The sequence below is a fragment of the Rhizobium vallis genome, from assembly GCF_003985155.1.
In the GTDB taxonomy this organism is placed as follows: Bacteria; Pseudomonadota; Alphaproteobacteria; order Rhizobiales; family Rhizobiaceae; genus Rhizobium; species Rhizobium vallis.
Map to the genome: position 1 here is coordinate 64,430 of NZ_ML133700.1, position 25,202 is coordinate 89,631.

25 protein-coding genes and 1 pseudogene are annotated in these 25,202 nt (G+C 62.7%); 9 read left to right on the forward strand and 17 right to left on the reverse strand.

All coding sequences use genetic code 11. The features are described 5' to 3' along the window. Positions 1-4: 4 nt before the first annotated feature. From EFQ99_RS30045 to EFQ99_RS30055, 3 genes are all read right to left on the reverse strand, one after another. Positions 5-856 (reverse strand): ABC transporter permease, encoded by an 852-nt coding sequence (locus tag EFQ99_RS30045; RefSeq protein ID WP_126924800.1) that lies wholly within the window; start codon positions 854-856, stop codon positions 5-7. Positions 857-866: 10 nt separating this feature from the next. Continuing rightward, the gene (locus tag EFQ99_RS30050; RefSeq protein ID WP_126924801.1) at positions 867-2,219 is read right to left on the reverse strand and encodes an LLM class flavin-dependent oxidoreductase; all 1,353 of its coding nucleotides are present in this window, start codon (positions 2,217-2,219) and stop codon (positions 867-869) included. A 371-nt stretch (positions 2,220-2,590) separates the two neighbouring features. Next, a complete protein-coding gene (locus tag EFQ99_RS30055) occupies positions 2,591-3,376 on the reverse strand; it encodes an IclR family transcriptional regulator (protein WP_126924802.1) in 786 nt (261 codons plus the stop codon). Positions 3,377-3,601: 225 nt separating this feature from the next. On the opposite strand from EFQ99_RS30055, the gene EFQ99_RS30060 reads away from it, so the two are divergent. From EFQ99_RS30060 to EFQ99_RS30095, 8 genes and pseudogenes are all read left to right on the forward strand, one after another. After that, positions 3,602-4,672: an ABC transporter substrate-binding protein gene (locus EFQ99_RS30060; RefSeq protein ID WP_126924803.1), complete on the forward strand. Its 1,071-nt coding sequence runs from the start codon at positions 3,602-3,604 to the stop codon at positions 4,670-4,672. A 21-nt stretch (positions 4,673-4,693) separates the two neighbouring features. Continuing rightward, complete coding sequence (locus tag EFQ99_RS30065) at positions 4,694-6,208, forward strand: sugar ABC transporter ATP-binding protein (RefSeq protein ID WP_126924804.1); 1,515 nt, start codon at positions 4,694-4,696, stop codon at positions 6,206-6,208. Beyond that, on the forward strand, positions 6,205-7,167 hold the full coding sequence (locus tag EFQ99_RS30070) for an ABC transporter permease (RefSeq protein ID WP_126924805.1): 963 nt from the start codon (positions 6,205-6,207) through the stop codon (positions 7,165-7,167). Before EFQ99_RS30065 ends, EFQ99_RS30070 begins: the two co-directional genes overlap by 4 nt. Next, the gene (locus tag EFQ99_RS30075; protein WP_126924806.1) at positions 7,164-8,105 is read left to right on the forward strand and encodes an ABC transporter permease; all 942 of its coding nucleotides are present in this window, start codon (positions 7,164-7,166) and stop codon (positions 8,103-8,105) included. Before EFQ99_RS30070 ends, EFQ99_RS30075 begins: the two co-directional genes overlap by 4 nt. Next, positions 8,102-9,040 (forward strand): annotated as a pseudogene (locus EFQ99_RS30080) (amidohydrolase family protein); the annotation flags it as partial. The gene EFQ99_RS30075 and the pseudogene EFQ99_RS30080, both read left to right, overlap by 4 nt. 9 nt (positions 9,041-9,049) lie before the next feature. Further along, positions 9,050-10,360, forward strand: coding sequence for an alanine racemase (locus EFQ99_RS30085; RefSeq protein WP_126924873.1), 1,311 nt, complete (start codon positions 9,050-9,052; stop codon positions 10,358-10,360). Between the two features lie 35 nt (positions 10,361-10,395). After that, complete coding sequence (locus EFQ99_RS30090) at positions 10,396-10,740, forward strand: RidA family protein (RefSeq protein WP_126924807.1); 345 nt, start codon at positions 10,396-10,398, stop codon at positions 10,738-10,740. A 31-nt stretch (positions 10,741-10,771) separates the two neighbouring features. Beyond that, a complete protein-coding gene (locus tag EFQ99_RS30095; RefSeq protein WP_126924808.1) occupies positions 10,772-11,785 on the forward strand; it encodes a succinylglutamate desuccinylase/aspartoacylase family protein in 1,014 nt (337 codons plus the stop codon). Positions 11,786-11,836: 51 nt separating this feature from the next. Here EFQ99_RS30095 and EFQ99_RS30100 read toward each other — a convergent pair whose 3' ends face one another. From EFQ99_RS30100 to EFQ99_RS30130, 7 genes are all read right to left on the reverse strand, one after another. Then, complete coding sequence (locus EFQ99_RS30100) at positions 11,837-13,021, reverse strand: hypothetical protein (protein ID WP_126924809.1); 1,185 nt, start codon at positions 13,019-13,021, stop codon at positions 11,837-11,839. Positions 13,022-13,187: 166 nt separating this feature from the next. Beyond that, a complete protein-coding gene (locus EFQ99_RS30105; protein ID WP_126924810.1) occupies positions 13,188-13,862 on the reverse strand; it encodes a 4-carboxy-4-hydroxy-2-oxoadipate aldolase/oxaloacetate decarboxylase in 675 nt (224 codons plus the stop codon). An 88-nt stretch (positions 13,863-13,950) separates the two neighbouring features. Then, positions 13,951-14,787: an ABC transporter substrate-binding protein gene (locus tag EFQ99_RS30110; protein ID WP_126924811.1), complete on the reverse strand. Its 837-nt coding sequence runs from the start codon at positions 14,785-14,787 to the stop codon at positions 13,951-13,953. A 31-nt stretch (positions 14,788-14,818) separates the two neighbouring features. Continuing rightward, a complete protein-coding gene (locus EFQ99_RS30115; RefSeq protein WP_126924812.1) occupies positions 14,819-15,583 on the reverse strand; it encodes an amino acid ABC transporter ATP-binding protein in 765 nt (254 codons plus the stop codon). Continuing rightward, positions 15,580-16,338: an amino acid ABC transporter permease gene (locus EFQ99_RS30120; protein ID WP_126924813.1), complete on the reverse strand. Its 759-nt coding sequence runs from the start codon at positions 16,336-16,338 to the stop codon at positions 15,580-15,582. The genes EFQ99_RS30115 and EFQ99_RS30120 overlap by 4 nt, the downstream gene beginning before the upstream one ends. Beyond that, entirely contained in the window at positions 16,335-17,042 is a 708-nt protein-coding gene (locus tag EFQ99_RS30125) for an amino acid ABC transporter permease (RefSeq protein ID WP_126924814.1), read from the reverse strand. The genes EFQ99_RS30120 and EFQ99_RS30125 overlap by 4 nt, the downstream gene beginning before the upstream one ends. Then, on the reverse strand, positions 17,039-17,818 hold the full coding sequence (locus EFQ99_RS30130; protein ID WP_126924815.1) for an SDR family oxidoreductase: 780 nt from the start codon (positions 17,816-17,818) through the stop codon (positions 17,039-17,041). Before EFQ99_RS30130 ends, EFQ99_RS30125 begins: the two co-directional genes overlap by 4 nt. Before the next feature lie 255 nt (positions 17,819-18,073). Between EFQ99_RS30130 and nac the strand changes: the two genes are divergently transcribed. Next, on the forward strand, positions 18,074-18,979 hold the full coding sequence (gene nac / locus EFQ99_RS30135) for a nitrogen assimilation transcriptional regulator NAC (protein WP_126924816.1): 906 nt from the start codon (positions 18,074-18,076) through the stop codon (positions 18,977-18,979). Positions 18,980-18,992: 13 nt separating this feature from the next. On the opposite strand, the gene EFQ99_RS30140 is transcribed toward nac, so the two are convergent. From EFQ99_RS30140 to EFQ99_RS30170, 7 genes are all read right to left on the reverse strand, one after another. Further along, positions 18,993-20,195, reverse strand: coding sequence for a pyridoxal phosphate-dependent aminotransferase (locus EFQ99_RS30140; RefSeq protein ID WP_126924817.1), 1,203 nt, complete (start codon positions 20,193-20,195; stop codon positions 18,993-18,995). A gap of 61 nt (positions 20,196-20,256) precedes the next feature. Continuing rightward, the gene (locus EFQ99_RS30145) at positions 20,257-21,024 is read right to left on the reverse strand and encodes a 5-oxoprolinase subunit PxpA (RefSeq protein ID WP_126924818.1); all 768 of its coding nucleotides are present in this window, start codon (positions 21,022-21,024) and stop codon (positions 20,257-20,259) included. Between the two features lie 25 nt (positions 21,025-21,049). Further along, positions 21,050-22,045 carry a 5-oxoprolinase subunit C family protein gene (locus tag EFQ99_RS30150; RefSeq protein ID WP_126924819.1) on the reverse strand — a complete coding sequence of 332 codons (996 nt, stop codon included), beginning with the start codon at positions 22,043-22,045 and terminating at the stop codon, positions 21,050-21,052. Then, positions 22,042-22,749 carry a 5-oxoprolinase subunit PxpB gene (pxpB, locus tag EFQ99_RS30155; protein WP_126924820.1) on the reverse strand — a complete coding sequence of 236 codons (708 nt, stop codon included), beginning with the start codon at positions 22,747-22,749 and terminating at the stop codon, positions 22,042-22,044. The genes EFQ99_RS30150 and pxpB overlap by 4 nt, the downstream gene beginning before the upstream one ends. Next, positions 22,746-23,171 carry an acetyl-CoA carboxylase biotin carboxyl carrier protein gene (locus EFQ99_RS30160; RefSeq protein ID WP_126924821.1) on the reverse strand — a complete coding sequence of 142 codons (426 nt, stop codon included), beginning with the start codon at positions 23,169-23,171 and terminating at the stop codon, positions 22,746-22,748. Before EFQ99_RS30160 ends, pxpB begins: the two co-directional genes overlap by 4 nt. Further along, a complete protein-coding gene (gene accC / locus EFQ99_RS30165) occupies positions 23,168-24,556 on the reverse strand; it encodes an acetyl-CoA carboxylase biotin carboxylase subunit (protein ID WP_126924822.1) in 1,389 nt (462 codons plus the stop codon). The genes EFQ99_RS30160 and accC overlap by 4 nt, the downstream gene beginning before the upstream one ends. Next, the gene (locus EFQ99_RS30170) at positions 24,556-24,993 is read right to left on the reverse strand and encodes an acetyl-CoA carboxylase biotin carboxyl carrier protein (RefSeq protein WP_126924823.1); all 438 of its coding nucleotides are present in this window, start codon (positions 24,991-24,993) and stop codon (positions 24,556-24,558) included. The genes accC and EFQ99_RS30170 overlap by 1 nt, the downstream gene beginning before the upstream one ends. Positions 24,994-25,202: the final 209 nt, after the last annotated feature.

Consider the following 25,202-nt stretch of genomic DNA (forward strand, 5'->3'; position numbering starts at 1 on the left):
CAGGTCAGGCGCTCGGCTGAGACCAGCGGCAGAGATGGCGCTGCAGGAGAACGAGCAGGGCATTGGCGGTAAGGCCGAGGAAGGCGAGCAGAAGGATCGCCGCAAACATCAGCGGGATCTGGAAATTGTACTGGGCGTTCATGACCTGGAAGCCGATGCCCTTGTTGGCGCCGATCATCTCCGCGGCGATCAACAGGAGAAGCGCTGTCGTGGCAGAGAGGCGCAGGCCGACGAAGATCGCGGGCACGGACGCCGGCAGGATGACGCGGCGGAAGATGGTCAGCGGTCCGGCGCCATAGGTCCGCGCCATTTCGATGAGCTTCTTGTCCACCTCCTTGACGCCGCTGATCGTGGCGAGCAGGACCGGAAACAGCGTCGCCCAGAAGATCATGAATATCTTGGACGTTTCGCCGAGACCCAGCAGGAGGATGAAGACCGGATAGAGTGCCAGCGCCGAGGTCTGGCGGAAGAGCTGCAGGATCGGATCGAGCGCCTGTTCGACGATGCGAAACTGGCCCATGAACAGACCAAGGGGAATGCCGATCACGACTGCGAAGGCAAAGGCGGTTCCGGCTCGTTGCAGGCTGATCGCGATATCATCGAGCAAAGCGCCATTGGCAAGGTTGGTCCAAAGAGCGGACAGGATCACGTTTAAGGGTGGGAAGACGGCGGGATTGACCCAGCCCCTGGTGCTCGACACCTGCCAGAGCACGAGGAAGGCGACGAGAAGGCCGTAGCGCGGCAAAAGCGATGCCAGCACCCCGCGCACACGGGAGGCGAGACCGGAAACATTGCTTTCGCGGCTCTTCAGGCGGCCGAAGCTTCTCGGGAGAGTCTGGTTGATTTCATAGGCCATGGTTTGCTCCTCACTCTGCTGCTTGCAGAGCTGCGCGTCCGGCAGCCCATCGGTTGGTCGGGAAAGGCAGGCCCAGGTTTTCCCGAAGCGTCTTGCCCTCGTAAGCCGTGCGGAACAGGCCGCGGCGCTGCAGTTCCGGGATGACCAGATCGACGAAGTCGTCGAGCGCCGTCGGAAGCCAGGGCGGCAGAATGTTGAAGCCGTCTGCAGCTTCGTTCTCGAACCATGTCTGCAGCGTGTCGGCGATCTGTTCGGCGGTTCCGACGATGGTGTAGTGCCCGCGGGCGGATGCGATCCACTGATAGAGCTGGCGGATGGTGAAGTTGTTTTCGTCGGCGATCTGGCGGATCAGCGCCTGGCGGCTCTTCATGCCTTCCGTCGGCGGTGCGGGCGGAAGAGGCCCGTCGAGATCATAACCGTGCAGGTCGAGCGTGCCGCCGGTCAGGCCGTTGAGCAGGCCGATCCCGTCCTCTTCGACGATGAGCGAGGTCAGGCGGTCGTATTTCTCACGCGCCTCGGCCTCAGTCCTGCCGACGAAAGCCGATACGCCGGGCATGACGAGGATGTGATCGGGGTTCCGGCCGAGGCCGCGGGCGCGCGCCTTGATATCCCGATAGAACTCCTGGGCGGTTTCGAGATGCTGATGGGCGGTGAAGATGACCTCGGCCGTCGCTGCGGCAAGGCCTCGCCCGTCGTCGGACTGCCCGGCCTGAACGATAACGGGATGTCCCTGAGGCGAGCGCGAGACGTTGAGCGGACCGCGCACGCTGAAATGCTCACCGCGGTAGTCGGTATCGTGGAGCTTCGCAGGGTCGAAGAACACGCCGGATTCCTTGTCGCGTATGAACGCGTCGTCCTCGAAGCTTTCCCAGAGTTTGCGGACGACTTCGACATGCTCGGCGGCGCGGCGATATCGCTCGGCATGCGGAAGCTGCGTTTCGCGGTTGAAATTCTGTGCCGTGAGGTCGCCGGTCGTGGTCACGACGTTCCAGCCGGCGCGGCCCTCGGAGATCAGATCCAGCGAGGCGAACTTGCGGGCGGTCGTATAGGGCTCCTCGTAGGTGGTCGAGGACGTCGCGATGAAGCCGAGATGGGTGGTGAAAGGCGCAAGGGCGGAGAACAATGTCACGGGTTCAAAGCCGGACACGCGGGCATTGCCGCCTTCGCGCGCTCCGCCGAAACCGACAGCCAGTCCGTCGGCCAGGAAATAGGCATCGAAGAGCCCACGCTCGGCTGTCAGAGCGAGTTGTTTGTGAAACTCGAAACTGGTCGCGCCGTCGACTGGCTGGTCGGGATGCCGCCAGGAAGCAACATGCTGTCCGCCACCGGGAAGAAATGCTCCAAGCCTGATTTTCCGTGTCATTCCGCATCCTCTCCATTTGCCGTCGACAGCCTGGTCTTGTTCAGGGCCAAAGTTTAATTTGGCTGCCGATTGCTAAAATACGTTTCCCATAGATTTTATAGAGAAACTTAATTTCATAGTTTCGGAGGCAGAGTGAATAGATTTGCGGGATAAGCTTGAAACTCGAAATCAACCATCGGGGCAGCCCCGGAAAATGCGCCCTGCGACCGATCCTTGAGGTCTTTCGATCGTGGATTGACGGACACGCGGACCCTGCGAGCCCGGCCAGGAGGCCGCGCCAGCGTGACACAATTTAAAGGAATATGCGGAAAAGGTCCGGTTTACGAACGAACCGGTGTGCCTGGTATCGGAGTTCAGCTGCGCTCGGAGCGTCAGCCTCGCTTTGATCGTGCCGGGGCATGGCCCAGACCGGTGGCGGCTTTTTTCAGGCAGTCTAGGTAGCGGTCGCGGTTCGCGATGCCGTCGTCGCGTGGTGTAACGAGGCAGAGCGTTGCGGCTGCATGGCCTTCTTCGTCGCGCACCGGCACGGCAAAACAGTGCGTGAAGCTGTCGACGATGCTGTTGAAGGTGAAGAGGCCTTCGCGCTCGGCCTGGCGCACTTCGGCGATGAAGGTTTGCGCGTCGAGCCATTCGCCGTTCGGCAGGCGGAAATCCTGGGGCGGAATGAAGTTCAGGATTTCCTGATCCGACAGATGCGCAACCAGCAGCCGGCCCGACGCGGTCCACGGGATCGGCACCGATTGGCCGACATCCGTCGAAATGCGGAATGGCCGCGCGCCTTCGCGCATGCGCACGACCGTATATCTGTTGCCATCGAGCATGCAGAACTGCGCCGTTTCCCGCGTCTCGTCGGCAAGCTGTTCCAGCGTCGCCTCGCATTCACGGGTGAAATCGAAATGGTTCTCGTAGGCGGCACCCAGGAAATAGAGCTTGCGGCCGAGATAGACACGCCCTTCGCCGCCGGTGAATTCGAGAATGCCGTTGCTCAGCAACAGATTGACGAGCTCGTAAACCGACGAACGGGGCGCGCCGATCTGCGCGGCGATTTCGTTCGGCTTCAAGGCCTGCCGTTTCTGGCGCAGGAAATCGAGGATTTCGAAGGCGCGGTCGAGCCCGCGGGCGCGCTTGCCGATTGCTTCGTCCTGAATTGCGTCCATTGCCATCGATCCCTGTTTTCGTCCGGCCAAGCTTTTCAAACCCTCTGCCGTATCTGTCAACCGATCCTGTCATTCCCAGCGAATGAAATTTTTCCGCCCCTCTTGCGAGGCCGAAAAAACGGCATAAGATCGCCTCGTCCGGTATTTAGATCATATGTACATTATATTGGACAAATGGGAGATGGCAAGCCGTCAGCGCTGCCACACACAAAAAAGGGGATCGACATGAAGCATATTGAAAAGAGCATTTCCGCCTCGCTGCGCCGCCGCCTTTTCGCGGGCGCTGCCGCAGCTGCGGCCCTTCTCGCCTTTTCGGCCGGCACGGCGTCCGCCGCCGCCAACTGCATCAAGGGTGACCGCAAGGCGCCTTACACGATCGGCTGGGCGAACATCTATTCGGTGCCGACCTGGATGAAGCAGACCGAAGGCACCATCAAGGCCGAAGTGGACGAGCTGAAGAAGGCGGGCCTGGTGAAGGACCTGGTGATCACGGACGCACAGGGTAACGCCCAGACGCAGATCCAGCATATCCAGTCGATGATCGATGCCAATGTCGACGCCATCGTGGTGATCGCCGGCTCCTCCACGGCGCTCGATCGGGTCATCTCAGACGCCTGCGACAAGGGCATCGCGGTGGTGAATTTCGACAGCCTCGTCGATACCGACAAGGTGACCGCCAAGATCAACACCGATTCCAATGAATGGGGCGCCACCGCTGCCAAGTGGATGGTCAGCCAGCTCGGTGGCAAAGGCAAGATCATCATCATGAACGGCCCGGCCGGCATTTCGGTGAGCGACGACCGCCGCAAGGGCGCCCAGCCGGTCCTCGATGCCAATCCCGGCCTAAAGGTGATCACCGAGACGAACACGGAATATAACGTCGCGCCGGCCCAGGAAGCGATGACCAGCCTTCTCTTCGCCAATCCCGAAATTGATGGCGTTCTGTCGCTCGGCGGCGCGCTGTCTGCCGGCTCCGTCATGGCCTTCGAACGGCAAGGCCGCGAACAGGTGCCGACGACAGGTGAAAACGCAAGGCAGTTCCTGGAGCTCTGGAAGGAGAAGGGCCTGAAGGGCTGGGCGACGATGCAGCCCAACTGGCTCGGCGCGCTTTCCGTCTACACTGCCGTGCAGGCGCTGCAGGGCAAGGACGTCCCGGCCTTCGTCAAGGTGCCGCTGCCCGTCATCGACGACAGCTCGATCGGCAGCTACCTCGCACGGGCCGACAAGTTCCCGGCCGACGGTTATATCTACTCCGATTACGACAAGGCGCTTTTCGACAAGCTGCTCGCCAAGTAATCCCGGGTTGAGGAAACCGTCATGACGGAAGAAAGACCCCTGCTGGAAGCCCGGCAGGTGTTCAAGGGATTTTTTGGCAATCCCGTTTTGAAGGGCGTCGACATCGCCCTTCGTCCGGGCAGGGTTCACGCCCTGCTCGGCGAGAACGGCGCCGGCAAATCCACATTGATCAACCTCCTGTCGGGCGCCCTCCAGCCCGACAGCGGTTCCATCCTCGTCGACGGCAAGCCCGTCGGGCGCTTCAGCCCGGCGGCTGCACGCGCGGCCGGCATCGCCGTGGTGCAGCAGGAACTGAGCCTGACGGCCAGTCTCTCGATTGCCGAAAATATCGGGATCGGCGCGTTTCCGCGCCGGTTCGGCCTCATCGATTACGGAGCGCTTCATCGCGGCGTGCGTGAGGTCTGCGACATGGTGGGCCTGACCGAACCGCTTGACATGCCGGTTGCCGATCTCGCGCTCGGCCGCCGCCAGATGGTCGAGATCGCCAAGGCGCTATTCCGCAAGCCGCGCGTGCTCATTCTGGACGAGCCAACCTCATCGCTCTCCGCGCACGAAGCCGGCATCCTTGCCCGCCTGATCGGGACGCTCAAGGGTCGCGGCACGGCGCTTCTCTATATTTCCCACCGCCTGAACGAGGTGCAGGCGCTGTGCTCGCATGTCACGGTGCTGAAGGACGGTCTGGTCACGGCCGACCAGTCGCTCTCCGGCATCGACGGCGAAGGGCTGGTGCGTCTGATGGTCGGTCGCGAAACTGGCGATCTCTTTCCGCCGCGCACCGCCGCCAAGCCCGGCGAAATGCGCATCAGCGTCGGAGGCTTTTCCGCTGGCATGGTGCGCGAGATCGGCTTTTCTGCCCGCGCCGGCGAGATCGTCGGCATCGGCGGGCTCGTCGGGCAAGGGCAGGAAGACCTGCTGCTCGGCCTCTATGGCGCCATTCCAGCCGCAGCCGCCCGGGCGGAGATTTCAGGCAAACCCGCCCTGCCCGCCAGTGTCGGCGAGGCGAATGCGGCGGGCATCGTCTACGTTCCGGCCGATCGCAAGCACGAGGGGCTGGTGCTGCCGCATTCCATCGCGTCCAATCTCACCCTGCCCTCGCTCGGACGACTGGCCCGCAGGGGCTTGCGCGACCGGCAGGCGGAAAACGGTCTGATCGCCGATCTCGCGCGGCGTCTGACAATCAAGGGCGACACGGCGCGCCCTGTGCAGGCGCTTTCCGGCGGAAACCAGCAGAAGGTGGCGCTCGCCAAATGGCTGCCGCTCGACCCTTCCGTGCTGCTCCTCAACGACCCCACACGCGGCGTCGACATCGAGACCAAGCGGGAGATCTATTTGATGTTGCGCGCCTTCGCAGCCGAAGGACGGCTCGTCATTCTGGCGAGCTCCGATACGCCGGAACTCGTGCATCTCTGCGATCGTGTCGTGGTTCTGCGCGAGGGACGTGTCGCTGCGACGCTGTCGGGAGATACGATCAGCGAAGGGGCGATCGTCGGCGCGGCGATGGGCATCGCGACCGCGACACAGGGAGCTGCGGCATGAGCACAAGTTCGTCATCCCAGCTCTATGGCTCCGTCCAGCTTCGCCGCAACCGCGGCCTCGGTGGCCTCTACCTTGTCGTCGCCGCCTTTCTCATCCTCTATGCCGTGCTCTTTCCCGGTATCCTTTCCATCGGCGGCTTCTCGAAGTTCACCCAGAACTGGTTCCCGCTCGCGCTCGTCACCATGGCGCAGGCGCTGCTGATGCTGAACGGCGGCATCACGCTGGCGATAGGACCGCTGGTCAGCCTTGGAGCGGTGATCGCCGCCACCACGATGGAAGGAGCGCTCGGCGTGCCGGGCGGCATTCTCGCGGTCGCCCTCGCCGGCCTTGCGATCGGGGCGATCATCGGTGCCATCGTCACCTATCTTCGGCTTCCGGCAATCATCGTGACACTTGCCGGCTCCTTCATCATCAGCGGGGTCGCTCTCATCCTGCTGCCGCGGCCCGGCGGCTTCATTCCCGATTGGCTGTCGACGGCGCTCGCCGGGCACACGCCCGTCGCCTTCCTGTTGCTCGTCGTCATTCTGTCGCTCTGGAAAGTCTTTCTCGCCACGCCACTCGGCCTCGGCATCTATGCGGCCGGCGATAATCCGGTCGGCGCATTCCGCTCCGGCGTCCCGGTCAAGCGGGTGAAGGTCGCAGCCTTCGCGTTCTCCGGTCTCCTCGCCGCGCTGACCGGTCTCTTCGTCGCCGCGCAGACGGGATCGGGCGATCCCGTCATCGGCACGCCCTTCACGCTGAACTCGATCGCTGCCGCCGTGCTTGGCGGCGTCGGCTTCCTCGGCGGCAAGGGCACGATGCGCGGCGCGATCTGCGGCAGCCTGCTGCTTTCGGTGATGATCAACGTCATGTTCTTCCTGGGTTTCCCGCCGGTCGCCCAATATGTCGCTCAAGGGTTGATCATCGTCGGGGCGGTCGCCGTTCCCGAACTTCTCGGCGTATGGAGGGCAAGGCGATGAACATGATCAGATCCGCGTTCCGCAATCCGCCGCTGCTGACCTTGCTTCTGGTCGCGCTCGTCTGGATCGTCGCAAGCTTCACGCTGCGCGGCTTCGGCGCCTATGGTCACCTGCGCTACCTGCTCGAACTTGCCGCGGTGATCGGCATCGTCGCGGCCGGCCAGACGCTCGTCATCCTGATGGGCGGCATCGATCTTTCCGTCGGCGCGGTCATCACGGTCACGGCGATCCTGCTGCCGCTGATTTCGCCGGCTTGGGACCCGACCGGCCTTGCCGGCATCGCGGCCGCCCTTGCCATTGCCACCGGCATCGGCCTGATGAACGGCGCGGGTGCTGCCTATCTTCGCGTGCCGCCGATCATCATGACGCTCGCCATGGCGACTTTCCTGCAAGGGCTGCTCGTCATCGTCGCCGGCGGCAGTGCGGTCACCGTCAGCAACCCGGCGGTCATTCTGCTCGGGCAGGCGCGGCCGCTCGGCATTCCCTCGGGCATCCTATTGTGGCTGGTCGTCTCGGCTGTCGTCCTGCTGCTCATCCACCGCATGCCGATCGGCGCACGTTTCCTGGCGCTTGGGGCAAACCCGCTGGCTTCGCGGCTGTCCGGCGTCAGCGTCACGCGCAACACGCTGATCGTCCATACGCTTTCAGGCTTTTTCGCAGGGCTTGCCGGCATTCTCGTGCTCGGCATGAACCGCCAAGGCTATGTCGGCATCGGCGACCCTTATCTCTTGACCTCGATCGCCGCCGTCGTGCTCGGCGGAACCTCCATCCTCGGGGGCCGCGGCACCTATGCCGGCACCATTCCGGGAGCGATCCTGCTTGTGACGGCGACGGCGCTGATTACCGTCGTCAATGCCTCGCCCGGCTGGCGGTCGATCATGTTCGGCACGCTGATCCTTGCCCTCCTCCTTGTTTCCGGCCGCGAGGCGCGCCGATGACGAAACCTTATGACGGGCCGGTGATCGATCCGCATCATCATCTCTGGGATCTTGCCCTGCAGCGTCATCCCTGGCTGGAGAAGGCGCGGGCATCCGGCGAGGAGATGGTTTTCGGAAACCTCGCGTCGATCCTGCGCGACTATGGTATCGAGGATTATCGCGCCGATGCGGCGCGCCAGAACGTGGTTGCGACCGTCCATGTCGAGGCCGGCTGGTCCGACGAGCATCCGCTGGAGGAAAGTCGCTGGCTGGATAGCCTCGACCGCAGCTCCGGGGTGGCGCATCGTTATATCGCGCGTGTTCCCCTCGACGGACCTGATGTCACGCGCCTCGTCGAGGCGGAAGCGGCGAACCCCAACGTCGTCGGCATCCGCGATATCCTGAGTTGGCATCCCGAAACGTCAAAGAGTTTTGCGCCGCGCCCCCACCGCATGAGCGACCCGGCCTGGCGGGCGGGGCTTGCCGAAGTGTCTCGGCTCGGGCTGGTCTTCGACCTGATGCTCTATCCCTGGCAGATGGACAAGGCGCTCGAGCTCGTGCAAGCCTTCCCGGAAACGCTGTTCGTGCTCAATCACGGCGGCAGTCCCACTGATCGGACCGAAGACGGCATGGCTCTTTGGCGGCGCGGCCTGCGGGCGCTCGGCAACGAGCCAAATGTCCGCCTGAAGATCTCCGACCTCGTCGCCTACGACAATGACTGGACGCTCGAAAGCCTGCGGCCGGTGATCGAGCATTGCCTCGATTGTTTCGGCCCTGAACGTTCGATGTTTGCGAGCGACTTTCCGGTGGCGGGGCTGCACGCCTCTTTCGACGAGATCTATCAGGTCTTTCGCACGATCTCCGCGCAACTGTCTTACGACGAGCAGCGCGCTTTGTTCTTTGCCACCGCCAACGACACCTATCGCCTCGGCATCGCCGATGCCGCTGAGGCCCGGAGGGCCGCTATGTCCGACCTTCATATCGCGACCGAGAACGTGCTGATCGACAACAGGGTGCGCGGTTTTCCGCCGGGCAGTCCGCCTCTGCCGCTCGCGGCAATCGGCGCGCAGGGGTGGAAACCCTATGACGGCAGGATGGCCCTGCCGCTGATCTCGCTCGACCGGCAGGCCTTCTCCGACAACACCGAAATGATGATGATCTACGTCAAAAGTCAGGGGGTCGAAATTGCTCCGCACGCCAAGACACCGATGTCGACGGTGCTGGCCGATGCGCTTGTCGCGGCAGGCGCCTGGGGCACGACGGTCGCCGATATTCGTCAGGCCGCCGTCCTGCTCAAGGCGGGGCAGCGCCGCCTGATCCTCGCCAACGAGATCGGCGGAGCGGCCGCCGCTCGCCGGCTTGCCGCGCTGCTTGGCCAATATCCCGATGCCGAGCTGCATATTTTCGTGGACTCGATAGAGCTCGTCGATGCTCTTTCCTCCGCGTGGCAGGAGCGCAGCGATTTGCCGCCTCTCGGGCTGATGGTGGAGTTTGGCGCCGGCCGCGCCGGTATTCGCAGTGCTGACGCCGCCAGCTCGATCCTCGACGCGATCATTGCCGCCGAGACGCCAGCCTTTCGGCTGAGCGGCATCGCCGCCTACGAGGGCGCGGCCGCGACCGCCAATGCTGAAGAGACGGTGTCTCGGATCGACGCGCTGATGGCGATGACATCAGATTTCCTGCCGAGGGTGCGCGCCCGCCTCGGCAACGAGCGGCCGCTCCTCGTCACAGCAGGCGGTTCGGTGTTTTTCGACATCGTGATTGCAAGGCTTTCAGCCGCCGTTGCGGCCGATCCCGCCTGTCGGCTCGTGCTACGCAGCGGCGCGATCTTCTTCCACGATCATGGCATCTACGAGCGCGGCCTTGCCAGCCTCGACGCGCGCGGCGGCTTGCGCATTCGCGGCGAAAGGATTTCCGCGGCTGCGGGTTTCCGTCCCGCATTGCGGGTCTGGGCCGAGGTGCTGTCCCGGCCGGAGCCAAGGCTTGCGATCTGTGGCTTGGGGATGCGCGACGTGGCCATGGACCAGGGCATGCCACGGCCGTTGGCGCTCTATCGCAACGGCGCCCGTCTCGCCAATCTCGACGGCGCCGAAGTGCTCCGTCTCAACGACCAGCACGCCTTCGTCGCCCTTGCTGATGGCAGCGATATCGCGGTGGGTGACGTCATAGAGTTCGGCATCTCGCATCCCTGCACCTGCCTTGACCGGCACGCCATTCTCTACGGCCTCGACCCCGACCAGTCGGTGACGGCCGCCTATCTCACCAGCTTCGGCTGAACTCTCCTTCCAAAAGCAAGAAAAGGAAAACCTGCATGATCCAGCGTTACCAAAAAGGTTCCCGCATGAGCCAGGCCGTCAGCTACGGCGGGCTCGTCTATATTGCCGGCCAGGTCGCGGAAAACCGCAAGGCTGATATCGAGGATCAGACCCGCGACGTGCTCGCCAAGATCGACGCCCTTTTGAAGGAAGCCGGCACCGACCGTTCGCGCCTCATCGCCGTCAACGTCTTCTTGCCGGCGATCGTCGATTTCGAGGCAATGAACGGCGTCTATGATAGCTGGATCGACATTGAGAATCCCCCGGCCCGCGCCTGCGTTGAAGCGCGTCTCGCCGATCCCGATCTGCGCGTCGAAATGACCGCGGTCGCCGCCCTCTGACGGTACGATCATCGCCCGCATTGGAGACATCATGCATAGCGGCCTCGTCAATCCGATCGATTTTTCGCAAGAGGGCCGGCAGGCCGGCCACCTCACCATTCCCTATTCGATTGACCGTTCGCCCTATTATCAGATCCGAATTCCGATCCTTCACCTCAGGAATGGCGAGGGGCCGTCGCTGCTGCTGGTGGCGGGAAACCACGGCGACGAATATGAGGGCGAACTCCAACTCGGGCGGCTGATGCGGCTGCTGAAGGCTGATGAAATCCGCGGCGCCGTCACCATCCTGCCGATGGCGAACCTGCCGGCGGTGATGGCGGCCAAGCGCAGCTCGCCTTTCGACGGCGGCAATCTCAACCGCGCCTTTCCCGGTGATCCCACGGGGTCACCGACGGCGCGCATGGCACATTTCCTGGAGCATGAACTCTTTCCCCGCCATGACGCCGTGCTCGACCTGCATTCCGGCGGTACGTCCATGGCCCACCTCCCCTGCACCCTAATCGAGCGGCAGGCAGATGCTATCCGCTTCGAGCGCTCCATTTCGCTGATGCGCGCCATGGGCGCTTCGCATGCCTTCATCGCCGACAACGGACCGGCCGCGCCGACCTCGATGGGCGCTGCCGGACGGGCGAAAACCATCGGCCTTTCCGGCGAGTTCGGCGGCGGCGGAACCGTGACGCCGGAGACCATGGCCTTCACGGCTGCGGCAATCGACCGGCTTCTCATCGCGCTCGGCATCGTCGAGCGGCCCATTCTGTCACGCGCGCCGCCCGCAGAACCTGGGCCGCTGCAGCTTCTTTCGCTCTCCCGCCACAGCCAAGGCATCTATGCGGATCGCAGAGGCTGGTTCGAGCCGGCTGCGGCACTCGGCGCAACCGTGTCCGCCGGCGACCTCGCCGGATGGTATCATGATCTCGAGTGTCTTCAGCAGCCGGAGGAAGAGTTGCGCTTTGCCGAAAGCGGCATCGTCATCTCCCACAGGCTGCATTGCGACAGCCAGGCCGGCGACTGCTTGATCCAGGTCGCCGAACCCATCGCATCCTGAGAGTTTGGACGAAACGCCGATCCCGCATCCCTCGCGGAACCGGCGCGATCCTCAGGTGATGGTGTCGACCGCCGCCTTGACCCAGTCCAGCCGCTTTGCCGGTATGAGGCCGTAATTGTAGAAATTCACGCCATCGGCGCCGGCATCGACGGCCGCCTTGGCGCGTGCGGCCAGGATCGCCGGTCCGCCGACCTCGGGATAGAAGACGCGCAAGCCAACGCCGAGGAACTTTTCTGGTCCGATCGCCGCCCGGCCGGTGCGGATGACGTCGGCGACGGCAGTCGGTTCCATGTCGTAGCAGCAGAGGATCGCCCCGTCGCAGAGCTTGCCGACCGCGGCGAGATCAACGCCGCCGAGCCAGCCGTCCTTCAAATCGATGAGCACGATGCGGCTCGCGGGATCCGCCGCAGCCTTGATTTCGCCGATCAGGCTGGTCACCGGTTCGCTGCGCCAGGCGAGATAGGCATGCAGGTCGGGATAGTCGCGGAATGTGTCGATGCCGGCGGCGGGAAAGTCGGGGAACTGCCGTTCCGGAACGACACGTTCGCAAAGTTCAGCGATGAAGCGTGCGACCGTCCTGCGCGCGCCTTCGGCCGGCACGCCGGCCTTTGCAGCGCGCACCGTGCAATGGTCGCAAAAGCAGAGCGACAGCAGGAAATCGTCTTCGGCATTCAGGCCGACGCCGTCTTTCTCGTGATGGTACTCGTGCGCGAAGCCCATGAAGTTCGGGCTTTCCAGCTCCACCATATCAGGCCGGTAGTTCGTGGTGATATCGCGGACAAGGGTGACAACATAGTCCCTCGCCGCCGGGCTGGAGGGGCAAAGATTGTAGTAGTTCGGATTGCCGAAGGCGTTCCGCGTCACGTCAGCCGGATGCAGCATACCGAGACGGCTATTGTGAAGACAGACAGTCCAGCAGGAAACCTTGAGGCCGGTCATCTCTCGCCCCCTGACCAGTGCGTCCAGCATATCGCCGCGCTCGGCGACATTCGCAGCCATCAGCGGCCAGATCACCTTGTCCTGCCACAGGCTTTCATCCGGCCGGAAATACACCGTTCCGTCCTCGGGAAAATAGGCCTTCTGTTTGGGACTCCGCGGCTGAAGGAACCGGCCGGCATGATAGGAAGTCGCCAGGCTGACCGTGCCGAGGCCCGCCCGCCCGCGAAGCTCGTCTGCAAAGGCGCTAAGCCCTTGGTCCTGGATGTCCCAGGGATAAGTCCACATGGAAAGATGCATGGCGCGCTCCCGTCAGCTCTGTCCGCTTTATAGAACACGCGTCCATAATAGTGTCCAGATCGATCTTTGAGGCGATGCGCCGGGAGCAGCGGGTTCTGGATATGGCGGCTGGCCGGAAGGCTCACCGCCATAGAAGAGGCAAGCTGGAAGCAATTGACGTATCGCCTCAGATGTCGACGACGAGGCCCTTGGCCTTCAGCACCGGTTCCAGCTTGCTGACCTCGATGACCGACTTGCCCTCTTTATACGCCGCGATATAGCCGGCTTCGGCGTCTTCGCGGGCCTGCGACAGCCTGGCGACCTCTTGTGCCTCTTGCCTGCGCACGACCACCAGTCCGTCGGCGTCTCCGACGATGATGTCGCCGGGATTGATGATCTGGCCGCCGACGATGATCTGGTCGTTCACCGCCGCAATGGTTTCCTTCACCGTCCCCTTGATGCAGACGCTGAGCGAGAAGACCGGGAAACCAAGTTCCCTCAGCTGAAGCGTGTCGCGCACGCCGGTGTCGGTCACGAGACCGCCGACGCCCTTTGCGAGGCAGGCATTGGCGAGGACGTCGCCGAAGGAGCCGGCCTCCTCGTATTCGCCCGCCGATACGACGATGATGTCGCCCGGCTTTGCGTAGTTGATGGCGAGCTGCAGCATGATGTTGTCGCGCGGCGCGCATTTCACGGTGAATGCCGGGCCGCACAATTTCATGCGGTAATCGACAGGCTTGAGGCGGGAGGAAAGCGCGCCGCGGCGCCCTTGGGCTTCGTGGATGGTCGCGGGTGAAAATTTGGAAACGGCCTCGATGTCAGCTTTGCTGGGCCGTTCAGCGATATCTTTTATATGGATCATGGTGCCTCACATCGTTGGCAGACGGCGGGCATATCCCGCCGCCTTATCTCGGTTGAATTGTCATCGGGAGGTTCCGAGACCGGTCGGTCTACGGGATCGGGTCGAACTTCAGCTGCGTGAGCGGCACCACCTTGTCGGTGCGGGTCATCTTGTACTCGGTGTTCGGGCCGAGCCACTTGTCCCAGATCTTGTTGATCTCGCCGGACTCGTCGAGCTTATGCAGGATCTCGTTGACCTTGGCGGTCAGCGCCGGCTGGTCCTTGGCCATGCCGATGCCGATCGGCTGGAACAGCATCGGCTCCTCGATCATCCGCATTTCCTTGCCCTTGCTCTTCGAATCATTGACGAACTTGGTCGTCGTCATGGTGTTGGCCACCATGCCGCGCGCCTTGCCCTGCTGGACGGCGAGATAGGCGGAAGCCGTATCCTGGAATGTCAGCGGATCGGATTTGTTGAGCTTGATCGACATTTCGGACGTCGAGCCCTTGGTCGAAGCGAGGCGCTGGCCTGCGTAATCGGCCTTCGTCTTGCCGGCGTCGTCGGCCGGCACGATCAGCATTTCCTTGGCGAGATAATAGGGATCGCTGAACTGGATCTGTTCGGCGCGGCTCTGGGTATAGGCAAGATTGGCAACGGTGATATCGACGCGCCCGAGCTTGACTTCAGGGACGCGCGCCTCGACCGAGACCGGCTTGATTTCGGCTTTGACGCCCATTTCCTTGGCGATGGCGCCGCAGAGATCGACGTCGAAGCCGGCCATTTCGCGGGTCTTCGGGTCGGGCGAAGCGAAGGGAGGAACATCGGCGAAAGTCGCGCAGCGCAGGGTCTTTGCTGACATGATATTGTCAAGCTGATCGGCTTTGGCGGGCACGGCGGCGGCCATGCCGGCAAATGCGACGGTGAGGCTTAGGCATTTCCAGTTCATTGCTGTTCTCCTTTGTTTTTGGTGATTGGTATCAATGCCTGAGATCAGCGAGAAAGCGCTGAGCCCTGGGATGGCGTGGATTGTTGAAGAATTCTTCGGGGGTCGCCATTTCGATGATCTGGCCGGCATCGATGAACCAGATCCGATCCGCGACGTCGCGCGCAAAACCCATTTCGTGGGTGACGCAGAGCATGGTCATGCCCTCGGCCGCGAGGCTCTTCATGACGGCCAGCACTTCCCCGACCATCTCGGGATCGAGCGCGCTCGTCGGTTCGTCGAACAGCATCACCGGCGGTTCCATGGCAAGAGCGCGGGCGATCGCCACACGCTGCTGCTGGCCGCCGGAGAGCTGGCCGGGATAAGCCCGCGCCTTGTCGGCGAGGCCGACCCGATCGAGAAGCTTGAGCGCCTTGTCATGGGCGACGTCAGGCGCCACGCCCTTCACGCGGATCGGCGACATCGATACGTTTTCGGCGACCGAAAGATGCGGAAACAGATTGAAGTTCTGAAAGACGAAGCCGATCCGGCTGCGCAGCGCGTTCAGTTCCCTTGCCCGCATCGAGGCGTGAATATCTTGCCCGTCCAGCGTGATCGATCCGCTGTTGATCTCCTCGAGGCGGTTGATCGTGCGAATCAGCGTGGATTTTCCCGAACCTGACGGTCCGCAGATGACCACGACCTCTCCGCGCGCGACTTGCGCATCGATGTCCTTCAGAACCGGATAATCGCCGTAACTCTTGCAGACCTGTGAAAGCCTGATCGTCTGCGATTCCTGCGCGGAAACTGACATGCTCATAGCTGCTCCGATATGATTTTCGCCGGCGAGACCGGGGAGGCGGCAGGCTGGCTGGAAAGCCCCGCACGCCGCCGCGTGATGCGTCGCTCGAGGCGATTTGCGAAGTAGGTGAGCGTCCAGCAGATGATGAAGTAGACGATCGCCAGGATGAGGAAGACCTGGAAAGGCTGCGTCAGGAGCTGGTTGTTGACCTGGCTTGCCGCAAAGGTGAGGTCCGGCACGTTGATCACATAACCGAGCGTCGTGTCCTTGATCGTCGAGACGAACGTGGAAAGGATGCTCGGGATCATGTTGTAGAGCGCCTGCGGCAGGATGACGAAGCGCATCGCCCCGAAATAGCCGTGGCCCAGCGCCCGCGCCGCATCCATCTGTCCGGGTCCGAGCGCGACAATGCCGGCACGGACGACCTCGCTCAGGAACGCGCTCTGATAGACCACCAGCGTCGTCAGCATCGTGATGAAGCTCGGCACATCGGCGCCGGTCAGCAGCGGAACGAGGAAATAGCTCCACAGGATGAGCATCAGCAGCGGCACGCCCCTGGTGAAATAGACCAGGGCGGTGACCGGCCAGCGCAGCAGCGGCGACTTGGAGAGCCGGGCCAATGCGAACAGGATGCTGGCCGGAAAGGCGAGAGCGATGCTGAGCGCCGAAAGGATCAGCGTATTGGCGAGCCCGCCGAGCGGTCCGTTCGGATATTGGCCGATCAAGAGCAGCAGCCAGTAGTCCTGGATGATGACGATCATGTCGTGGATCATGCGCGCGCACTCCGGGCAGGATCTGCGCGCATCGACAGATAGGCGCCGATGCTCATGATCACGAGTGAGAAGAAAAGGTAGAGGACCGTACCGATCAGGTAGATCTCGAAGGTCCGGAAGCTGAGGTTTTCGATTTCCTTGACCGCATGCGTCAGTTCCGATGCGCCGATGACGACGGCGAGGCTGCTGTTCTTGAACAGGGAAACGCTGTGATTGATGAGCGGTGGCAGCGCGTTGCGCACGCCTTGCGGCATGATGACGAAACGCATGGCCGAGAGATAACCGTGGCCGAGGGCACGCGCCGCCTGCATCTGGCCGGGGCCGACCGAGCGCACGCCCGAACGAAGATCTTCGCTGAAATAGGCGGCCTGACAGAGCCCAAGCCCGATCACCGCGAAGATCGCCTCCGCATTATGGCTTGCGAGCCATGTCGCAACCCCGCTCGGCATCAGCGTGAAAATCCCGAAGTACCACAGCATTAGCTGCACGAGCGTCGGCACGTTGCGGTGATAGGATACGTAAGCGGCGACGATCGGATCGCCGAAGCGAAAGGGCGACAGACGCAAAGCCAGCAGCAGAAGTGCGAGCCCCATCGCCAGCAACCAGGAACCGGCATAGATGATGAAGGTCATCTCGATGCCCTGCAGCAGCATGGCAACGAAGTCGGGATTGTCCAGGATTGCCGACAGGTCGAAGCCGCTCACGGGTTTGGCTCCCCGGATCGATCGGTCTTTACAGGAGCTTGCGGCTTTGCCGTCTGCAAGCCGCCCATGACCTGAAGCGTCGGCGTGATCTCCATGTGTCCGATGTTGACGGCGACGGGGGCTGCTATGGCGAAGGCGATCGCATCGGCGATATCGGCTGCCTGCGGCAATTCGAAGCCGTCGATGAAGCGTTCGCGGATGCTGGGATCATCGCCGTGGACGTGATTGAAAATGTCTGTGGCGACCCGGCCCGGGCAGATTTCCGTGACCCGCACGCGCTTGCCGAAAGCGTCGATACGCAGCTGGTTGGACAGCATGCTCACCCCTGCCTTGGTGGCGTGATAGGATGAGTTGCCGCCGAAATTATAGGCGCCGGCGATCGACGAGATGTTGATGACGTGGCCGCGGTCCCGCGCCACCATGCCAGGCACGACAAGGCGGCAGATATGCAGGACCGCCCGGAGATTGACGTCGACGAGGAGATCGATGTCGCCCTCGTCGGCTTCCAGGAACTTCTTCGGCCGGTCGACGCCGGCATTGTTGACCAGAATATCGAAGTCCACGCGACCCGTGAGCTCGACCAATGCCTTGCGGTCGGTGACATCGATGACGTGGGCGATACAGCCGGTCCGCTCGGCCAGCTGCTGCAGCGCTTCGGCGCTGCGTGCAATCGCGTGGACTTCGATGTTCTCCCGGCGGAGCCGTTCAACCACGGCTGCGCCGATACCGGAGGATGCGCCGGTGACCAGTGCGGTCTTGTAGTCGGAGAATGGCATGGTCGTTCCCTTGTTGTTGATCGAGACAGTAGCGAAGCTTTAAACCCTTGCCTAAGACCGATTATCTCTGGAGCAATAAGCAACGGTTATGGAGCCGGGACCGGGCTGGCGAAGAAGAGAAAGAGGTAGCGCCGGCGTCACTTCATAGTGTCCTTGCCTCGCTCAAGCTGCGAACGAGCAACGGCGTCGCGTTGCAAAAGCAATGCGCGTCTGCAAACATGTTATGACGCAGACCAGAACGGTACCCCGATCCTCATGGACATCAGACGCCTCAAATCCTTCATCGTGATCGTCGACAGCGGCAGCATCACGCGAGCGGCGGACCTATTGCATATCGCCCAGCCGGCCCTCAGCCAGCAGCTTGCCGCACTCGAGGAGCATTTCGGCCACAAGCTTTTGATCCGAAGCCAGCAGGGCGTCAGCATGACCGATGCCGGCCATGCGGTGTATCGCCATGCCCAGATTATCCTCCGGCAGATGGAGCAGGCGCAAGCGGATGCTTCCGCCGCAGGCAATTCGCTGGCCGGGCGCGTTTCCGTCGGCCTCGTGCCCTTCAGCAGTGCCGCCACGCTCTCGGTCGACCTCCTGGCGGAGACCAGGAAACGGCATCCCGGCATCCTTCTGCATCTGACCGAAAGCGTCGGACAGACCTATAGCCAGATGATCATGAACGGCCGGCTGGAGATGGCGCTTCTGCATGGAACCGGGCCGATCAAAGGTGTGCGGTTCGAGCCGATCCTGAGCGAAGAGTTTTTCCTGGTCGCCCATCGGGACTTTGCCATCGAAGCGGATGCGAAGCCAGTTGCGGTTAGCGGTCTCGACGGGATCCCGATGCTGTTGCCGCCGGCTTATAATTTCGTACGCCGAGCGGTCGATACAGCCTTCACGCGCACCCGCAGCAATCTGAAGGTCGTTGCGGAAGTCGAAATCGTGCGCACGCTTGCCCGCGCCGTGGGCAGCGGCCTCGGCGCGACGATCATGCCGAAGGCCATCGCCGATCGCATCGTATCGGAATCGAGCGAGCCGCTGATCTGCCGGCTCGTCTCGCCGCGGATAGAGGAAACGCTGTCGCTTTGCGTTTCCGACCAGAATCCCCTGTCGGAACCGGCTCTTGCCGTCCGAGACATCCTTCTTGAGCTGACGGCCCGGCTGAAAACGTAAGGCGCGTCGCTCGTCAGCGCATGTCCCGGCAGAACTGCGCTATGCGCGCGCAGCCCTCATCGAGTTTCTCCATGCTGGTAGCGTAGGAAATGCGGAAGAACGGGCTCATTCCGTAAGCCGCTCCTTGCACTGTCGCGACATGATGCTCCTCCACGAGACCCATGACGAAATCGACATCGGTCTCGATCTTTCGCCCTCCCTTGCTGGTCTTGCCGATCAGCTCCGATATGTTGGGATAGATGTAGAAGGCGCCTTCCGGCTTGTGGCAGCGCAGCCCTTCGATCTCAGACAATTTTTCGAGCACGAAGTCGCGTCTCTGCTTGTAGATCGCGGCACGCTCCTTCAGCAGATCCTGAGGCCCGTCGAGAGCCGTAGTGGCGGCAGCCTGGGTGAGCGTCGCGATGCCGCCGCCATTCTGGCCGTTGACGTTGCTGACGGCAGAGATCAGGTCTTTCGGCCCGGCGCAGAAGCCGAGCCGCCAGCCGGTCATGGCGTAAGCCTTGGAGACGCCATTCATCGTCAGCACGCGGTCATAGAGCCTCGGCTCGACCTCGGCGATCGTGCAGAACTGGAAGTCGTCATAGACCAGGTGTTCGTAGATATCGTCGGTCATGATCCAGACATTGGGATGGCGCAGCATGACCTCGGCGATGGCGGCCATCTCCGCCCGGGAGCAGGCGGCACCGGTTGGGTTGTTCGGGAAATTCAGGAAGAGCCATTTGGTGCGCGGCGTGATCGCCGCCTCCAGATCCTCCGCGCGCAGTTTGAAGCCGGTCTGCTCGTGGCAGGGGACCGCCACCGGAATGCCGCCCGCGAATTTGACGATGTCGGCATAACTGACCCAGGACGGTGTCGGAATGACGACCTCGTCGCCCGGATTGCAGGTTGCCAGCATGGCATTGAAGATCACCTGCTTGCCGCCGCCCGAGACGACGATCTGGCTGGCATCGTAGTCGAGATTATTGTCGCGCTTGAACTTCCGGATGATGGCGGCCTTCAGCGCCGGCGTGCCGTCCATCGGCGGGTATTTCGTATCGCCGGCAAGCGCTGCCGCATGGGCCGCTTCGATCGCATGCGCCGGGGTGGGGAAATCCGGTTCGCCTGAGGAAAGACTGACGACCTTGATGCCCTTGGCGGCCAGTTCCCGGGCGCGCTGGGTCATGGCGGCGGATGCGGATATGGAGACGTTTTTCAAGCGGTCTGCGATGACGGCCATCGACATGGTCCTTCGATGAGAGATTGAAATGGGAAGACCGCCGCAGGCGATCAGGATTGCGTCAGTCGGCGAGTTCGGCGGCGGGAGCGAGCGTCGCACCCGTGGCTTCGATCTCGCCGCGCACGATGCCGGCAAGCGCCAAAGCACCGGGCGTATCGCTATGGACCAGAATCGAGCGTGCCGGCATCTCGATCACGGCGCCATCGATCGTCTCGACCGTGCCTTCGAGAAGGAATTTTCGAACGCGTGCACGCACCGCGGCTTCGTCCTTGACGAGGGCTCCTGCAAGCCCGCGAGCGACAAGTCTGCCCTCGGCGTCATAGGCCCGGTCCGCAAGGAAAAGCGCCAGCGTCTTCAAGCGCGCGCGTTTGGCCGCCTGCTGGATCTCGCTGCCTGACGTGACGAAGACGACGAGACTGGCATCCACGGTGGCGATCGCATCCATCATCAAGTCGGCGATAACAGGATCGCGATTGACCATATTGCCCATGGCCCCGTGGAAGCTGATATGGGAGACGGTGACGCGCTCGGCTTTGGCGATCGCCATCAGCGCGCCGAGCTGGTAGAGCATCTGCTGGCGAAGCTCGTCTGCCGGAAACGGTATTTCGCGCCGGCCGAATCCCAGCCGGTCGGGCAGGCCGGGATGCGCGCCGATACCGACGCCGTTCAGCTTTGCCAGCCGGACCATGCGGCCCATCGTATCCGGGTCGCCGCCGTGGAAACCGCAGGCGATATTGGCCGACGAGACCAGTTTCATCATCGCTTCGTCGTCGCAGAGCCGGTAGGGACCAAATCCTTCGCCCATGTCGGAATTCAGATCGATCTTCATCAGTTCCTCCTTTTGAGGGGTGCGACTAGGCCATCGCCTTCAGGGCACGCTTGACCATCCGGGATGTCTGCCTGACGTCCTCGACATAGCGGGCGACAGCCTGTTCCACCCTGCGCGCCTCCGCATGCGTCGAGCGAACGAACTGAAGGCGAGTGCCGATGCGGGCTTGGCCGAGTCTCCAGAGATCGCATTCGATCACGCCGGCGATCTTCGGATATCCGCCCGCCGTGTTCGCATCACTCATCTGCACGATCGGTTCGCCGCCGGGCGGCACCTGGATCACCCCGGGCACGACGCCGTGGGAGCGCATCTCGATGGACGTCGTCGGCGTGATGGGTTCGCCGGAGAGGCGATAGCCCGTCCGGTCGCTGCGGGAGGAGATCCTCCAGGTCTGGTTCCAGAAGGCCTCGCCGTCCCCTGCGAAAAGGTCATGCTCGCCGGCCGGAAGCGCGCGGATAGACAGTGTGCCGTCAACGGGAGCCGGGAAGATATCGCGCAACGCTGCCGCCGGCTCGACGACAGCCAGGCCGGCTGCGGGCATCAGAGCGATATCCGCGTCCTCGCCGAGCGCGATCCTGTCGCACTTTGCCAACGGCCGTCCGTCATTGCCGCCGAAGTTGCCGCGCAGCGACGTGCTTCGCGATCCCATGACGACAGGGATATCGAGCCCTCCGCCGAACGAAATATAGGATCGCGCAAGCCGCGGCGGCTGTAACAGATCGAGAACCTGTCCGGGCTCCGCGACATAGGCGCACCAGGCAGGCAGTTCCGATCCGTCCAGATGAGGATTGCCGTCGGCGCCGGTCACGGCAAAGGCCGTGCGCCGCTCGAACCGTAGGCGGAACGGGAAAGTCTGCACCTCGATCACGGCCGCATTTTCGTCATTACCGACGAGAATGTTCCCGATCCGCACTGCAAGCGGATCCATCGCGCCGCTCGCCGACACGCCGATGTCGCGATAGCCGGGGCGTCCCAGATCCTGCACCGTGTTGAACGACCCGCTTTCCAGGATCTCGATCATAGCTCGACCCTCGCCGGCAGGAACCGCACCGTATCTCCGGGCGCCATCATCGCCGGGTTCGGCGATGCAGGGTCGAACATTTCGAGCGTCGCGAAGCCGATGGAATTCCAGCCGTTCGGGCCTGTGAGCATGGCGACGCCGGTCTGCATGCCGCCGATGGTCACGCAACCCTTCGGCATATTCAGCGATGGCACGGTCTTTCGCGGCATGTAGATGCGTGGGTCGAGGCCATGCAGATAGCCGAAGCCGGGCGCGCTGCCGACGGCAAAGACACGGTAAGTCGCTTCATGATGGATGCGGACGACCTCGTGGTCGCTGAGACCCGAGAGATCGCAAAGAGCGGGAAGATCTGTCGCATATTCGCCGCCATAGGAGACCGGAATCTGGATGGTCTTGCCTGCGAGATCGATGCTGCGCGCATTCTCCCACGCCTCCAGCAGTCGGGCGGTTACGGCGTCGGGGTCCTCAGGCGTTTCCTTGAAGATCACCAGCAGGTTGGTCATCCCGGGAATGTTTTCGGCGAGGTCGGCCCACCCTTTCACGGCCTGGGAGAGAGCCCAGATCCGCCGCTGCGCGGCGAGATCGAAATCCCCCGGCGCCTCGAGCAGGAAAGATCTGGCGCCGATCGAGGAAACCCGCGCCCGGCCTTTGGTGGCCGGAAGGATCTCGCGTTGTGATGCATGTCTGTTCGTCGTGACGGTCATGATGGAAGCTCGATTTCGAACAGGGGATCACCGAAGCCGACCAGTGTGCCGGGTTCGACGAGCAGCCTGGTCAGGAGACCGGAACCGCTGGCGCGAAGAGGAAGCAGCACCTGCCCTACCCTGATGAAGCCGACGATATCCGCGTCGGATACGGACCGCGGCACGGTTTTGGCTGAGTCAGAGCCGGCCGGATGCTCAATACAGAAATGGCCTGCCATCGGCGCCTTCACGACTGACGATGCGGTGCCCGCAGTGCGCAGCAGCGTTTCGGCCGAATTGATCCGGGCATGGCCTTGTCCGGCGACGACGATGCGGAGTTGTCCGCCCGGGCGGGAGATTTCGAGGCCATCCACGCCGGCGGCGGTCAGCGCGTCGGTGAGAAATGCGATGGTCGCCGGATCGCTGAAATCGATCGCGCTCATGCCGCCGCCCTCCGCAGCTTCAGCCATTGCTCGAGATAGTGAATATCCGTCTCGCCGCGCGCGAATGCGTGGTCCTCGAACAAAGCGCGCAGGAAGGGAATGTTGGTGGCGATTCCCTCGATCTCAGTGCCGGCGAGCGCTTCGCACATTCTTGCCATGGCATGCGCCCGCGTCGGCGCATGCACGATCAGCTTGGCAATCAGCGAGTCGTAATAGGGCGAGACCTTGTAGCCGGGATGAATATGCGTATCGACGCGGATGCCAGGTCCCGCAGGCAGGGCTAGATGGGTGATGACGCCCGCCGATGGCAGGAAGCTATCGGGATCCTCGGCATTGATACGGCATTCGAAGGCATGGCCTTCGCATGTCACATCGCCTTGGACGATCTCCAGAACGTGACCTTGGGCCGCCTTGATCTGTGCCTGAACGATGTCGATCCCGCTCGTCATTTCGGTGACGGGATGCTCGACCTGAAGCCGCGTGTTCATCTCGATGAAATAGAAAGCGCCGTCCTCATAGAGGAATTCGAAGGTTCCTACGCCCCGATAGCCGATCTGAAGGCAGGCCTGCACGCAGGCCATGCCGACCGGCCGGATAATATGGGGCGCAATCCCCGGGGCCGGCGCCTCCTCGACCACCTTCTGATGGCGCCGCTGCATCGAGCAGTCCCGGTGCCCCAGCCACACGGCATTGCCGTGGGCGTCGCAGATGACCTGGATCTCGATATGGCGGGGGTGCTGGAGGAATTTCTCCATATAGAGCGACGGCGAGCCGAACGCCTTGCGGGCTTCTTCCCGCGTCAGCGCGATCGCTTCATGCAATTGGTCGGCTTTGGGCACGACGCGCATGCCGCGCCCGCCACCGCCGCCGGCCGCCTTGATGATGACGGGATACCCGATCTCCAGCGCTATCCGCTCGATCGATGCGGGATCATCGGGCAACGCGCTATCGGGGCCGGGAACGCAGGGAACGCCGGCCGCCATCATCGCCCGCTTCGCGGCGATCTTGTCGCCCATGGTCGCAATCGATGACGAGGTCGGGCCGATGAAGGTCAGTCCGGCTTTTTCGACGGCGTCGGCGAAGGCGGCATTTTCCGACAGAAAACCGTAGCCCGGATGAATGGCGCCCGCACCTGTTAGCCGTGCCGCCAGAAGAATGGCATCCTGATTGAGGTAGCTCTTGGCAGCACTCGACGGACCGATGCAGAGAAAACTATCTGCGGTCTTGCCATAGGGCGCTTCCCTGTCCGCCTCGGAACAGATGGCGACGGTCTCGAGGCCGAGCTCACGACAGGCGCGTTGGATCCGGGCGGCGATTTCGCCGCGGTTGGCGATAAGGACAGTATCGAAGCGACCGGCCGCAGATTGTTCGGACGTTTCCGGCATCAGACAATCTCCGCGAGCAGAGCGCCGGTCTCGACCTCGCCGTCATCGATTTCGGTGAGATGTGTGATGCGCCCTGGTCGCGGCGCGGTAATCGTGTTGAAGACCTTCATCGCTTCGATGATGAAGAGGGTCTGCCCTTCCTCCACCACGTCGCCGATTGCGACGAATGGCGGCTCCCCGGGCGCCGGGGTCCGGTGCAGAACGCCGAAGACAGGCGCTTTCACGGCATAGGAGGTGTTCTCGATGCTTGTTGGCGCATCCAAACCGGCATCCAAAGCGGGGATCACCGACTCCTTCGCTGTTGGTTCGGCAGCAGCCTCCTGACCTGATGGCGTCCGAAAAATCCGAACCATCACGTCCTTTTCCGTCACGGTCAGCTCGGTAATGTTCGATCGTCCGACAAAGTCGATCAGCGTCTTGATCTTCGAGAGGTCCATGTGCGTGCTCGGAATTTCAGAATTCGACCGTGCGTGGCTGATGTTTCAGATCGCCCGGTGTTCTGATTTTCGTAGCACGACGCTTGGGTTGATGGGGTCAGACGAAGTTTTGATGGAGCGCAATCCGCGCCCTATGGGAACATGTCGCCGGACGCTTGCGCTTTTGAGGTCTTCGATCCCGAGGATGAATTTAACGGAGCTAGGACGCT